This window comes from Moraxella sp. K127 (assembly GCF_015223095.1).
GTDB lineage: Bacteria > Pseudomonadota > Gammaproteobacteria > Pseudomonadales > Moraxellaceae > Moraxella.
In genome coordinates this window covers 1-14,250 of the sequence record NZ_JADFBZ010000065.1, presented here as the reverse complement: position 1 = coordinate 14,250, position 14,250 = coordinate 1, and the positions used below count along the sequence as shown (strand labels likewise).

Below are 14,250 nucleotides of genomic sequence, written 5' to 3'. Positions count from 1 at the left end.
CAACAGACATCGCCATTATTTAAACATGGCTTTGACAAAGATGATTATCCCATTAGCATTCGTGAAATCTCTCCCACAGATTTTGAAAAATTAACTCATGGCAATCCCAATTTTGGCATTAGCTTTATGCCCCTTGATGATTTAAAAAGCGTTAAAAAACTATTAAAAGGCATTGTGGATTTTAATTCGGACGGCAGTATCAAACGCATTCATTTTAAAAATGGCGGTGTGATAGATAACCCCGAAGGGAGATTTGTTGCTTATTATGCTTATGATGATGACAATAAAAATATTTTGGTATTAGAAGGCGGTCATTCAAGCGATATCAGCTACAATCTAAATACCGGCAAAAGCACCGAACACGTGGGCAATCCCAACCAAGCGTCTATCTCATCGCCCAATAAGCAATACCGCTTGATTGGTCATTTTGGCGGTCAAGAATGCTCATCTTATTTTATCCAAAAACGCATTAACGGCGAATGGGTAAAAATCATTGAATTTAATGATATTTTTAATGCATTGATACCGCCTGATGAACATTCATCCTTTGGTCTTTGTTATTATAATGGTAGTGTATTTTTAAATGAAAGCCATGCTTATATTGTCGAGCAACGCACCGATGATAATAACCAAGAGCATATTAGAGTTTATGAAATCACGTTAAAAGACGACCCTGCTTTTAAAAAGTTTGATATTGACATCAAGCCCCAATCTTTATCAGGCAATGAAAATATTAACATCGATGTCAATTTTGGTAATTATCAAGACATCATTCCTAAAAATGGTCATCTAAATAAAGAGCAAGCCAAATTCTTTGCAGGGTTATATCCCAACGCCCAAGAGATTTATGTGCTAGGTTTATACCATTATCAAAAAGACATTAAAAGTTATGTGGTTAGCATGAAACAAAATCGGGATTTATTACAAACTTATCTTATCAATATAGATAAAAATCATCACATCATAGATAGCCTGCTTATTAGCACTTATGGTATCAGGGAGTTTGATTTTGACATCACTGCCATTTTACAAAAAGAGCAGATTAAGGTCGTGGATAATAACGGCAATGAGCCAAATGAAGTGATTTATCGGGTTGATGATAAGGGGTATTTTTATACACCACGCCAGTAGTTTGATAAGTTTTGGACAAAGGGGCGAATAGAGCAAAATTCAAACACCCCTTTACCACGTGCTAAAATATGATATAATGTATCAGTTTTTCCCATTTCAAACAGTTAATTTTATAAAGGTATGCTCATGAAAAAAATTCTTATCCCCGCTTTGGCAATCACTTTGGGTCTGACCGCTTGCCAAAAAGCCGAAGAAACCCCTGCCGAACCACAGGTAGAAACCACTACTACCGAACAAACCGCCACGCATGACCATGCTCATGGTGAGCATGACCACGAACACAAAGATGGCGAACACAGTCATGACCATGACCACGATGACCATGCAGAACACGACCATGACCACAAACACAGTGAACATGCTCACGACCACAGCCATGCTCATGGCGAGCATGGACATCATCACCATGCCGATGGCGATAAATACCAATGTGGTGACAAAACTGCCCACATCGCTGTTCACAACCACGAAGGCGAAATCGAAGCTCATCTAACCACCGATGACATCACTTATGACCTAGCCCAAGACGTACAAACCAAAGGACGCTTTACTTCTGATGATAGCATTGCTGGCGACGACAAGGGCATGGCATTAACCATTGACGGCGATAAAGCCAAAATCACCACGCTAGATGATACCGTCATTATCGAATGCACCAAAGCAAGCTAAAAGACGAGCTAAAAACAGCCAAAACATGTAAAAAGACCTGAATCACATCAGGTCTTTTTTATGGCTATTTATCAGGCATATAAATCAGACATCAATCCATGACAGATAGCAACAAGCACGCCTAAGCCTGCAACTGATAATACCGCTCCAAAGCAGGGACGATTTGCTTTTTACGGCTGACCACGCCTGCCAAGGCAAAGACCCTATCATCGCAGTCCACCCCGAACGCCTTGGAGATAATCACATTTTGGGCAGGGTCATGGGCAAGTGCATAGCCCATTTGCTCCTTGATATCCACCACCGCAATCATGAGATAATCCACGCCTTTTTCCGCCTGAATGAGTTTGGTGGTGGCTGTTAGCTCATCAATTCTGGCAAATATCTGATTGGGAGCGACCGTCTCAATCCCTGCAATGCCCCATGTCGTCGCCCCAAACTCATAGCTCTTATAGTCCATCAGCAAAATATCACGGGCAGACAGATGACTGACATCACTTTTGGCAGAGAACATCTCATCTGCCAGTTTATCTTTATCCGCCATGCTCATCTGACACAGTTCACAGAGCTTTTGCACCACAAGACGGTCATCATCGGTCGTCGTGGGACTGCTAAGATTTAGCGTGTCCGAGATGATGGCACAGAGCATGAGCCATGCCATGCTTGCGGTGATGTCCACGCCCTTTTGGGTAAACATCTCATACAAAATGGTGCAAGTACAGCCCACAGGATGGATACGCACATAAGCAGGGGTGGGCGTGGTCAGCCCAAGCTTGTGATGGTCGATGACATAGCGAATGTCAAACTCCGCCAAAGCCTTGATAGACTGGGCAGGTTCGTTATGGTCGGTCAGTGCCACTTTATCGCCCTGCCCCACAATGTCGGTCGGGCGATCTGGGTCTAGATACGGCAGGAGCTTGGCGGGCAACTCATCATTAGGATAACGCTCAAACCAACGGGCAAGCACAAATGCCGTTTCAAGGTTCGGCTCGCCCAAACGGTATGCTTGTGCTGATGTGCCTTGGGCATTTAGCCAATGGGCAAACGCAAATGCCGAGACAAGAGCATCCGTATCAGGGGACGTATGTCCAAAAACGTGGTGCATGAGATTCCTTAATGCTTGATAAAGATGTTTAAAAAGACGTTGAAAGAATACATCTAACAAACTTGATATTTACCACATGTTTGTAGAGACTGGCTCTGCACGTCCTTTAATACCATCAGTTTTATAGGCGTGCACAGCACGCCCCTACATCCAAACATCATTGCGTTTGTAGTAATTTTAAAGTTTCTTGGGTATATTAAAAACCAACAAAACCATCTTTTTTAACCATCTTATTTCTGTGGCGTTTTGGTAAATTTGCTCAGTTCATAACCGTTTTGCTTGGCAATGCCCAAATACCGCTCATAAGTGGCATCATCCAGCGTGGGCGTGCGAGACAGCACCCACAGATATTTGTGGTTGGGCGTGCCAACTAGGGCGGATGTGTAGCGTCCGCTTGTGTCTTGGTCGCTTGCCAGTACCCAATAATTGGCTTTGCCGATGGGTAATTTTTTTAGAAAACTGGGTAAAAAGCTCACTCGCAGCTTGGCATTGGTCTCATCGGTGGCGTACGCCTCGCCATTGACCGATGCCATGCCGTCTTTGGTGGCACAGGCGTTTAGGACGTTGATTTTGCCGTTGTCTTTTAAGCTGTATGTGGCGGTTACGTTGTGGGTGCATTTGTCCTGAAATGACATGGGCAAGCGTCCGATTTCATACCATTTACCCAGATAGTCATCAAGGCGAATTTGGCTGACGGTTGTCGGTGCTGTGCCGTTTGTGGGCGTGGGTGTAATGGTGCAAGCACTTAGAGCGGACAAAGCAATAATACCAATCAGCAAGGATTTGGCAGGTTTGGTGGGCAACATGATTTTTCCTTTAATGGTTTAGTAGATGATGTTTATCAAATTATTGTAGCACACTCCTGCTTTTTGGTCGTTGTTTGTTTTGTTGTGATTTGTTCGCCACTTTTCGCCCATCATCACTTTAAGCCATCACATAGCCGTGAAACATCGCCAAGAATAAATCTCATTTGATATTAAAACAGTTGTTTTACATCCTAAAATATCATCCCAAACTTCTGATTTTTATCATATTTTTAAAAATCCCCTGCCATCTCTCCACCTTTTCCCCACTTTTCCCCAAAATCTGTGGATAAGCCTGTGGATAACTTTAAAATTTGGGGCGTTACGCCATGATTAATCAGCAATGGCAGTTGATTGGATAAAATTTATACAGTTTTTTATCAAATTTTTCCTATTTAAAATCAATCACTTATATCATAAATTTTTGCCAAATCTCCCAATATGACAATCATGTTTCACGCTCATGACATGATGACCGCCCTGTGGATAAAATAAAAACGGCAAACATGATATTTACCGTTTTTTACAATAACATCCAATGCTATGATAATTTTAACACCTTAACATTATCACAACCCTTATCCTTTAAATACACCGCTTGCAAACCACTCATCACGCCTTTTTTGCAATACAGCAGATAAGTTTTGGCTTTATCCAATTTGTCAAACTCTGTGGCAAGTTTATAAAACGGAATGCAAATGTGCGGTATGTCAAGAGGGTCATCGTCCGTCTCATCGGTCGTGCGAATGTCAATCACTATATCATCTTTGCCAATGGTGCTTACCGTATCAATGGCGTGGGTGTCGCTCGCTTGGTCTTTTATCGTGCGAATGTCAATGGTCATGGCGGTGTCAATGGCGTGTTGTAATACGCCAAAATCAAACTCGCTTTCGGTGGCGATGAGTTTATGCTCCACCGCCTTGACCGTGGGGCTTTTTGAGATGACCCCACAAAACTCGGGCATAGATTTGGCGATGTCTGCCGTGCCGATTTTTTCGGCGGTGGCGATGATGTCTGCCTTATCTTTGGTGATGAGTGGACGTAACACCAACACATCACTTGCCTTGTCTATCATGGCAAGATTGGTGAGCGTTTGGCTTGCTACTTGTCCTAAGGCTTCGCCTGTTACCACCGCTTCAATGCGGTTTTTTTGGGCAGTTTGGCTTGCCACACGCATCATCATTCGCTTTAAGACCACGCCCATTTGACCGTCATCAATCTTAGTCAAAATTTCGCCCACCACAGGCTCAAAATCCACCGTGGTAAAGCGTACCTTGTGCGATGAACTGTACCGCTCCCAAAGCTCGTACGCCATTTGCTTGGTGCCAATTTCATGCGTACGACCGCCCATATTAAAAAACAAATAATGCACTCGGCTACCACGCCTGATAAATTCATAGCTTGCCACGCCCGAATCAAATCCGCCCGAGATAAGCGACAACACATCTTCTTGGGTACTCATGGGAAATCCGCCCATGCCGTCATGGCGTGCCTTGATAAAGAGCATTTTGTCGTGTTCAATCTCAATCTTGACGGTAATATCGGGGTTTTTAAGTTGTACCTTGGCACTGGCTATCGCTTGATTTAGCCCACCGCCCACATATTTGGCAATGTCCATGGACGTAAATGGGTGCGTGCCACGTCTTTTGACTCGCACGCAAAAGGTTTTGTTTTCAAGGGTGTCTTTGACCTTGGGCAAGGTTTGCTCAAAAATATCATGCAAATCGGCAAAAGGCGACTCTTCGACTTCTAGGATATGATGAATGCCTGACGTGCATTGCAATTTGTCAAGCAGTATGGGGCGTGCCGACTCATTGCGATGACGCACTTCAATATAATCCCAATGCTGGACGACCGCCACCGTCTCATCAAGGGGTTTTAGGACATTACGCAAATTTCCTGCCAAAATCTTAACAAAGCGTTTACGCACGGTATCGCTTTTCATCATGATTTCGGGGTGGAGTTTAACAATATATTTCATAAAAATTAGGCAAAAGAAAAAGGCGTATTATACACCTTTTTGTTATAAACTTCCTGCAAAACTAGTTTTCCGTTCACCCTGAGCTTGTCGAAGAGTACAAAGAAAACCGTTGTGGTTCGACAGGCTCACCACGAACGGTTTTTTAATATTTATAAAAACTTCCCACAACACGCCTTAAATTTCTCGCCACTGCCACACAGGCACGGCTGTTTGTTGGTGAGCATAACAGGCACGGTTGGGTCAAGAAAATACCACCGCTCATCTATCTTGACAAAAGCGGATAATTCATCATGTACCTGTTCGCCGTCCCCATTGTCAAAATAGGCTTTAAAATGCACTTGGGCGTGGCGTTTGCCGACTTTGTTATGGCTTATCACGTCAAGGCGTGTCCAGTTCATGCCGTCCGCCCATGCTTGCAAGGCGGATTTGTCAAGCCTATCTTGCTGGCTTGGCACGGTGGTGGCGATGATATAGTCCACATTTTTTAGATAAAAAGAGCCAAACCTTGACCGCATAAGATGCTCGGCGGTGGGGGCAGGTGTGCCGTCATGATAAGGCTGGCAGCACAACGCATAAGGGTTGCCCGAGCCACAATAACAATCCATCAGGCACGCTCACAGATTTTTTCTAATAGGCACTGCTGAGCATCATGAATGTCCGTGCCATCTTTGTCATGATGGACTTGGTTCCACTCACCACGCCCGTCTAGCTCCCACGCCTGCACGTTATCGCCAAGGTAGTTTATCAGCCCGTCTTCATAAATGCGTTTAAAGAGCTTCTCATCCAAAATCGGAAACGCCACTTCCACACGGTGTAGCAGGTTTCTATCCATAAGGTCAGCACTCGAACAGTAGAGCTTTTCATCGCCATCATTATGGAAATAATAGACACGGGTATGCTCCAAGAACCGCCCCACGATAGAGCGTACACGGATGTGTTCCGACAAGTCCTTGACCTGTGGACGCAGACAGCAGATGGAACGGATAATCAGGTCAATCTCCACCCCTGCACGGCTTGCTTCATAAAGCTTGTTGATGATACCACGCTCGGTGATGGCATTGCATTTTAGGATGATACGCCCTTTTTTGCCGTTTTTGACGTGATTAATCTCATCATCAATCAAGCGTATCAGCCCATCATGCAGGGTAAAGGGGGCATGCATGATGTGATGGGACGGCAATGGTCTGCCCATGCCTGTCAGCTGCCCAAACACGCCTGCCACATCGGCACAAATCTCTTCGTGAGCGGTAAACAACCCATAGTCGGTATAGGCTTTGGCGTTGCCAGCGTGATAGTTGCCCGTGCCTAGATGAGCATAACGGCGGATTTTGCCGTCTTCTCGACGCACGATGAGCATGAGCTTGGCGTGTGTCTTATAACCGACCACCCCATACACCACAATGGCTCCGGCATCGGTGAGCATATTGGCGACTGCGATGTTACTGGCTTCATCAAATCTAGCTCTAAGCTCGATGACGGCAGTCACTTCTTTGCCGTTGCGAGCGGCAGCGGCTAGGGCTTGAACAATCTCTGAGTTAGTCCCCGAGCGATAAATGGTCTGTTTGATGGCAAGCACATCAGGGTCATTTGCCGCCTGCCACAACAGGTTCACCACAGGTGTGAACGCATCAAAGGGATGGTGTACCAGCACATCTTTGTTTTTCATGACATTAAACATGGACGTGTTGTCTTTGGCGACCTTGACCGTCTCCATGCCCTTAAATGGCTTGGGGATGGCGTGCGTAAACGGGGTAAATTTTAGCTCAGGCTTATCAAAACTTGTCAGCATGCGAGTCAGGTTCACAGGACCATTGACCCGATAAAGCTGCGACTCATCAAGCTCAAACTCTTTTAACAGTAACTCATACAGCTCTTTGGGGCAGTTAGTGCTTACTTCCAAACGCACCTTATGCCCAAAACGGCGGTTATCAAGTTCACCTTCTAGTGCCTTGGCTAGGTCTTCGACATCATCGGACAAGTCAAGGTCGGCATTACGAGTCAGTCGAAACTGATGACAGCCGGTGACTTTCATACCCAAAAACAGCTCGCCCACATGCTCATGAATCACCGCTGAGAGCATGATATGATGGTCCCTGCCCCCTGTCAGCTCATCGGGCAGACGTATCACACGGGGCAGTGAGCGTGGGGCAGGCACGATGGCAAGCGACAAATCCCGCCCAAAGGCATCTTTACCTTCTAGACTGACGATAAAATTCAAGGACTTATTGACCACTCGGGGAAATGGGTGAGCAGGGTCAATGCTAATAGGGGTCAAGACAGGCAACACTTGATTAAAAAAGTACTCCCGCATCCACGCCTTTTGGGCATCGGTCAGCTCATGACGTTTAAGGTAGCGAATGTCCGATTTGGCAAGCTCGGGCAAGATGTCTTCATTTAAGATACGGTACTGCTCTTCGACCGCACGGTGTGCCACTTGGCTAATCTCTGCCAATAGCTCGGACGGTTTTCGCCCGTCCAAACTGCTTGACTTATCACCATTTTTCATTTTTTGGATAAGCCCTGCCACCCGAATCTCAAAAAATTCATCCATATTTGATGAAAAAATGGTCAAAAAGAACATACGCTCCAACAGTGGATGACGTGGATTGGTCGCCTGAGCCAGTACCCGAAGCTGAAACCGTAGCGTGGACAAATCACGATTGATAAAGCAGTCAGGGCTAAAATTACCTGATTCATCGATAATTTGTTCAATGTGGTGCAAGTCCGTCGGTGCAGGGGTCTGCCCGAGTATACTTTGCATGGCTTGATTTTCAATACTAGGAGCAGTGTCGGCATTTTGGTGCGTGACATTATCAGAGTTGGCTTTGGGCTTGCTGATTGGCTTGGCGGTCTTTGGGGCGTGTGGTGTGGTCATGGTTTTTCCTTTATCAACTTTTAAAATAATAAAACCTTATCATCTATCTTATCATCATTTTATGAAAATTTGATAAAATTTTAAAGTCCCATTCTGCCATTTTGTCAATTCAAACACCTTTTATCACGGCGTATTTATCATTGTTTATTTTGTGGGGCGTGCCTACCTTTTGTATTTGCAATGAAAAATGCCTATTTAAAAAAGCAGGGGAATCGCCCGTTTTTCAAGGAAAAAACTTGAGGCTGATAGTCGTTCTATCAGACAAGTTTTTATTATGAAAAACAATCCGACCACTTAATTTTAAAAAATTAAGTTAAAATCTTAAAAATTTACTTGATTAAGTGGTCGGATAGCCATTTTTCATGCAAAAACATATCTTTATTTCTAAAATATTTCTATATTGTAAATAGTGTTATAAAGGGCAGACACACCCTAAATTCATCTCAAATTTTCATTGCTTTTTTGTGTTTGATTGGTTATAATGACCGCTGTTTTTTGAGAGCCCTTCGTTTCCCAACTCACAAAGCAAGTAAAATCAAGCCTTTGGGCTTTTTATTTGTTCAACTCTCAAACGTAACTAAATAGGTTTTATATGACTACTACTATTAGCGCCAAACCCGCTGAGGTTGTACATGACTGGTATGTCGTGGACGCAGAAGGCAAAACACTAGGTCGCCTAGCTTCTGAGATTGCTTCTCGTCTACGTGGCAAGCACAAGCCATCGTACACCCCCCACGTTGATACTGGTGATTACATCATCGTCATCAACGCTGACAAAATCGCTGTTACTGGCAAAAAAGCTCAGGACAAAAAATACTATCGCCACACAGGCTATCCTGGCGGTATCAAAGAGACCAACTTCACCAAACTTCTTGCTCACAAGCCAGAAGACGTGCTACACAAAGCTGTTAAAGGCATGCTACCAAAAGGTCCTTTGGGCTATGCGATGATTAAAAAGCTAAAACTGTATGCGGGTACTGAACACCCACATGCCGCCCAAGCCCCAAAAGTACTAGACATCTAAGGAGATACACATGGAAAAGAATTACGGAACAGGTCGTCGTAAGACTTCTACCGCTCGTGTCTTCTTATCAAAAGGCACTGGTAACATCGTCATCAACGGCAAGAGCCTAGACGAATACTTTGGTCGTGAGACTTCTCGCATGGTTGTACGTCAGCCCCTAGAACTTCTAGAATCTGCTGACAAATATGACCTATACATCACTGTTACTGGTGGTGGTGCAAGCGGTCAAGCAGGTGCTATCCGTCACGGCATTACTCGTGCCTTGATTGAGTCAGACGAAACGCTAAAACCTGCTCTAAAAGCAGCTGGCTTTGTGACTCGTGACGCTCGTGAAGTTGAACGTAAGAAATTGGGTCTACGCAAAGCTCGTAAACGCCCACAATTCTCGAAACGTTAATTTTTGCGTTTTCAAAAAACTCTCGAACTTCGAGAGTTTTTTTATATGTGTTATTCTTGATTAAAATAACTTGATTTGATATAGATTTTTCATTGTTAGATAAATTCACAATTGATAAAAAATCTTGTTATTGATGTATGATAGAGATTCTTTATTTTAATCAATAGTAACAAAAAATTACATAAAGTTACAAATAAAGCTGAGTGTTTTAGTAGGCTTTGTCTAATTTTTATACAATCTTAAACTTTTTTGTAAATTCATGACAATTTTTATGGATTTTTTTCACAACTTTGTAAAAGAACGATTTATTTTATTACAAAAATAGCTTAAAATAGTCATGTTTAGAAAAATAGGCACAGCAAATGTGGTTTTTTTGATAAAACTGTTTTATCATAACCACACACCCAGTATGGGATAACCCCCATTCATTTTCTGGAGGAAGTTTTAATGAGCCATGCCGAAGGCGTGAATGTTAAACGCCGTAGAGTCCTGATTGCGTCCACTGCTGCCGTTGGTGCAGTTGGTGTCGGTGCAATAGCCACCCCATTTGTGCGTTCTTGGTATCCAAGTGCCAAAGCGGAAGCCGCAGGTGCCGCTGTCGTCACTGACATCGCCAGCATCGAAAATGGGCAGATGATTACGTTAAAATACCGTGGCAAACCTATCTTTGTTGTCAAACGTACCGAAGATATGCTTGCCAACCTAAGCAAGGTAGCTCCGAAGCTTGCCGACCCTGAGTCTAACGGGTCTGTACAGCCTGACAACTGCAAAAATGAAACACGCTCTATTCAGCCTGAGATATTGGTTGTTGAGGGCGTGTGTACGCATTTAGGTTGTGCACCGATATTTAGACCCGAGGTTGGTGCAGCAGACTTGGGCGGTGCTGACTGGATGGGCGGTTTCTTTTGCCCCTGTCATGGTTCTATGTACGACTTAGCTGGTCGTGTTTATAGTAGCATGCCTGCACCTTTGAACCTACCTGTACCTATCTACAAGATTGAAGACACCATCTTGACCGTTGGGGAGGCATAACATGAGTATCGCTAAGAAATTTATGGGCTGGGTTGATGCTCGCTTTCCTGCGACAGAGACTTATGAATACCATATGTCCAAATACTACGCACCAAAGAACTTTAACTTTTGGTATTTCTTTGGCGTATTGTCCATGGTCGTACTTGTTAACCAATTGGTGACAGGTATTTGGCTAACCATGATGTTTAACCCCAGTGCCGAAGGAGCATTTGCTTCACTTGAATACATCATGCGTGATGTCAAAGGCGGTTGGCTCATTCGCTACATGCACTCCACAGGGGCATCCGCTTTCTTCGTGGTCGTCTATCTACACATGTTCCGTGGTCTGATGTATGGCTCCTATAAAAAGCCCCGTGAATTGGTGTGGATTATCGGCATGGCGATTTATCTGTGTCTCATGGCAGAAGGTTTCTTTGGCTATCTACTGCCTTGGGGCAACATGTCATTTTGGGGTGCTCAGGTGATTCTAAACCTACCTGCCGCCATTCCTTTTATCGGTGACGGTTTGGCTGAGTGGGTCAAAGGCGACTACATCATCTCAGGCATTACCCTAAACCGTTTCTTTGCCCTGCATGTTGTGGCAATTCCTTTGGTATTGGTTGGCTTGGTATTTATGCACTTAGTTGCCTTGCACCATGTCGGCTCTAACAACCCAGATGGTATCGAAATTAAGAAACTCAAAGACAAAAATGGCGTACCACTAGATGGCGTACCTTTCCATCCTTACTACACCGTACACGACATGGTTGGTATTGTGGTGTTCTTTATGTGTTTCTTTGCGGTGGTATTCTTCGCCCCAGAAGGTGGTGGTTATTTCCTAGAAAAACCCAACTTTGAAGTTGCCAACGCTCTAAAAACACCCGCTCACATCGCTCCTGTTTGGTACTACATGCCATTTTATGCCATGCTTCGTGCCACACCATCCATGTTCGGCTCTGCCCTACCTGGTGTGATTGTGATGTTTGGTGCGATTGCCATCTTGTTTGTCATGCCGTGGCTTGACCGCTCACCTGTAAAATCCATCCGCTACAAAGGTATTTTGTCTAAGATTGCATTGGCCATCTTTGTGGTGAGCTTTCTAATCTTAGGCTATCTTGGTGGGGTATCTTCTACACCAACAGGTACTTTCGTTGCTCGTATCTGTACCATTTTATACTTCTTGTACTTCATTCTCATGCCGTTCTATACCACCATGGAGACGTGCAAGCAACCACCCGAACGTGTCACAGGAGGAGGTCACTAATGAAAGCATTTACTCTAAAATCGCTTGGTGCTGGTCTCCTGCTGGCAAGTGGCATGATGGCATCGTCATCTGCCCTAGCGGCAGGTGGTCATGGTTGTGGCGAGTACACCGAAGCCGATGGCACCAAAGTCACCCTAGAATGTAGCAAAGCCCCCATTGACCTAACCAATAAAGGCTCACTACAACGTGGTGCTCAGACATTCATGAACTACTGCGTGGGCTGTCACTCAGCCCAGTATGTGCGTCATTCACGCATCGCCCAAGACCTAGAAATCCCACCAGAGCTCATGGAAAAATATCTCATGGTAACCACCGACCAAATCGGTGACCATGTGACCGCTGAGATTGACCTTGATACTCAGGCTCTATGGTTTGGTGCTGCACCACCAGATTTGTCATTAGTGACTCGTCTGCGTGGCGATGACTGGGTATATACCTACCTACTGTCATTCTACGAAGACCCAAGCCGTCCTTGGGGTGCTAACAACCTAGTGCTTGCCAATGCTGCCATGCCCCATGTGCTACACAACATGCAAAAAGAGCTTGGCAAAGAAGAGTATGAAGCTCGTGTGGGCGACCTAGTGAACTTCATGGCATGGATGGCAGAGCCTGTCCGTCATCAGCGTAAAATCTATGGTGCATTCGTGCTACTGTTCTTGCTTGTGCTACTCATTCCAGTATATCTACTTAACAAAGAATTCTGGAAAGACGTTAAATAAGCCAGCACCGACCAAAAAGACCGATACACATCGGTCTTTTTTATTGACAAAATTTACACACTTTTACCAAAATTTTTGTTACACTTAACACCCAAAAACAGACTCATTCATATCATGGCAGATTTTTCTCATCTTTTACCCACCCAGTTCCTACTCTATGGTGACGATGGCTATGACAGCCATGTGGTGCGGTTTTTGCTAGAAGAAAAGGGCGTGAATCATCAATTTGCCTACCTGCCTGATGAGCGACCCGAATATCTTGCCGAGCTAAATCCCTATAACACCTTGCCTATACTTGTGGGGCGGGATTTGGCATTGTATGAGCTGATGGTGATTTTTGAATACCTAGAAGAGCGGCACGGTGCCAATAAGCTACTGCCACCCACCCCCAAAGAGCGGGCAAAGGTGCGTCAGTTGGCTTGGCGACTGCGTCAAGACTGGCTCTCGCTTGGGCGGATTTTGATGACTCATCCCGATAGCTTTAACCCAGCAGAAGCGACTCATGCCAAAAAAACCTTGACCGATTCACTCATCACGCTCTCGCCCCTATTTGCTCGTCATGACTATTTTATGCAAGATGAATTTGGGCTGTGTGATGTGTTATTATTGCCACTTTTGCACCGTTTACCAATACTAGGCATTCATTTACCCGCCAAACTGTGCAAACCACTACTGGCATATCAAGCACGCCTATCGGCAAGAGCGAGTTTTCAAAAGACACTCATCACCCCTGCTGTTTATAGCGATGATGATTTTTAATAATTTAACATTCATCAATTTACTTTAACCAATAACAAGGACATAATCATGCTTACCCCAAAACGCCCCTACTTCGTCCGTGCCATGCATGAGTGGCTAACAGACAACGGCTTTACCCCCTATCTCATGACAGATGCCACCCACCCTGAGCTACTCGCCCCCACCGAATACGCCCAAGACGGCAAATTGGTGCTTGCCATATCTTACCAAGCCACCAATAATCTTTTGATTGACAATGACGGCTTATCATTTCAAGGGCGGTTTGGCGGGGTCTCAAAAGACATCTGGATACCCATGCAGGCAGTGGTAGGGATTTATGCCAAAGAAGATCCCAGCGAAGGCTTTTTCTTTGACCCCAGCGAATATGACGGCTACACCCCACCTGACAACCCTGATGACATAGACGATACTGACGATGACGGCGATGACGAACCACCCAAAAAAGGCGGGCATTTAAAATTTGTATAAAGTCATTTAACAAATTAAAGACGACTTAAAAATAAGGGCAATATATA

14 protein-coding genes are annotated in these 14,250 nt (G+C 44.6%); 9 read left to right on the top strand and 5 right to left on the bottom strand.

Annotated elements, in window-relative coordinates; genetic code table 11:
* Together IM753_RS11755 and IM753_RS11750 are read left to right on the top strand one after the other, a co-directional pair.
* Positions 1-1,131 (top strand): hypothetical protein (locus tag IM753_RS11755; RefSeq protein WP_194109359.1); only part of this gene is annotated, 1,131 nt, incomplete at its 5' end.
* A gap of 126 nt (positions 1,132-1,257) precedes the next feature.
* Entirely contained in the window at positions 1,258-1,800 is a 543-nt protein-coding gene (locus IM753_RS11750; protein ID WP_194109358.1) for a hypothetical protein, read from the top strand.
* Between the two features lie 121 nt (positions 1,801-1,921).
* On the opposite strand, the gene IM753_RS11745 is transcribed toward IM753_RS11750, so the two are convergent.
* The 5 genes from IM753_RS11745 to ppk1 all read right to left on the bottom strand — a co-directional run bounded on the left by IM753_RS11745 (position 1,922) and on the right by ppk1 (position 8,561).
* Entirely contained in the window at positions 1,922-2,902 is a 981-nt protein-coding gene (locus IM753_RS11745) for a manganese-dependent inorganic pyrophosphatase (RefSeq protein WP_194109357.1), read from the bottom strand.
* 230 nt (positions 2,903-3,132) lie between these two features.
* The gene (locus tag IM753_RS11740) at positions 3,133-3,708 is read right to left on the bottom strand and encodes a lipocalin family protein (RefSeq protein ID WP_194109356.1); all 576 of its coding nucleotides are present in this window, start codon (positions 3,706-3,708) and stop codon (positions 3,133-3,135) included.
* Between the two features lie 538 nt (positions 3,709-4,246).
* Positions 4,247-5,686, bottom strand: coding sequence for a tRNA uracil 4-sulfurtransferase ThiI (gene thiI, locus IM753_RS11735; protein WP_194109355.1), 1,440 nt, complete (start codon positions 5,684-5,686; stop codon positions 4,247-4,249).
* Positions 5,687-5,835: 149 nt separating this feature from the next.
* Entirely contained in the window at positions 5,836-6,291 is a 456-nt protein-coding gene (locus IM753_RS11730) for a YchJ family protein (protein WP_065255914.1), read from the bottom strand.
* Positions 6,291-8,561, bottom strand: a complete 2,271-nt coding sequence (gene ppk1, locus IM753_RS11725; protein ID WP_370582853.1) for a polyphosphate kinase 1 — start codon at positions 8,559-8,561, stop codon at positions 6,291-6,293. Before ppk1 ends, IM753_RS11730 begins: the two co-directional genes overlap by 1 nt.
* A 592-nt stretch (positions 8,562-9,153) precedes the next feature.
* Here ppk1 and rplM point away from each other — a divergent pair.
* The 7 genes from rplM (at position 9,154) to IM753_RS11690 (ending at position 14,203) form a co-directional block, all read left to right on the top strand.
* On the top strand, positions 9,154-9,585 hold the full coding sequence (gene rplM, locus IM753_RS11720; protein ID WP_062500903.1) for a 50S ribosomal protein L13: 432 nt from the start codon (positions 9,154-9,156) through the stop codon (positions 9,583-9,585).
* Between the two features lie 10 nt (positions 9,586-9,595).
* Positions 9,596-9,982, top strand: a complete 387-nt coding sequence (gene rpsI, locus IM753_RS11715) for a 30S ribosomal protein S9 (protein WP_062500901.1) — start codon at positions 9,596-9,598, stop codon at positions 9,980-9,982.
* Positions 9,983-10,429: 447 nt separating this feature from the next.
* Entirely contained in the window at positions 10,430-11,014 is a 585-nt protein-coding gene (gene petA, locus IM753_RS11710) for a ubiquinol-cytochrome c reductase iron-sulfur subunit (protein WP_062500899.1), read from the top strand.
* A 22-nt stretch (positions 11,015-11,036) separates the two neighbouring features.
* Positions 11,037-12,257 (top strand): cytochrome bc complex cytochrome b subunit, encoded by a 1,221-nt coding sequence (locus IM753_RS11705; protein ID WP_194109360.1) that lies wholly within the window; start codon positions 11,037-11,039, stop codon positions 12,255-12,257.
* Complete coding sequence (locus IM753_RS11700) at positions 12,257-12,976, top strand: cytochrome c1 (RefSeq protein WP_194109354.1); 720 nt, start codon at positions 12,257-12,259, stop codon at positions 12,974-12,976. Before IM753_RS11705 ends, IM753_RS11700 begins: the two co-directional genes overlap by 1 nt.
* 114 nt (positions 12,977-13,090) lie before the next feature.
* The gene (locus IM753_RS11695; RefSeq protein ID WP_065255917.1) at positions 13,091-13,735 is read left to right on the top strand and encodes a glutathione S-transferase N-terminal domain-containing protein; all 645 of its coding nucleotides are present in this window, start codon (positions 13,091-13,093) and stop codon (positions 13,733-13,735) included.
* Between the two features lie 48 nt (positions 13,736-13,783).
* Positions 13,784-14,203 (top strand): stringent starvation protein B, encoded by a 420-nt coding sequence (locus IM753_RS11690; RefSeq protein ID WP_036387364.1) that lies wholly within the window; start codon positions 13,784-13,786, stop codon positions 14,201-14,203.
* The last annotated feature ends 47 nt before the right edge of the window (positions 14,204-14,250 follow it).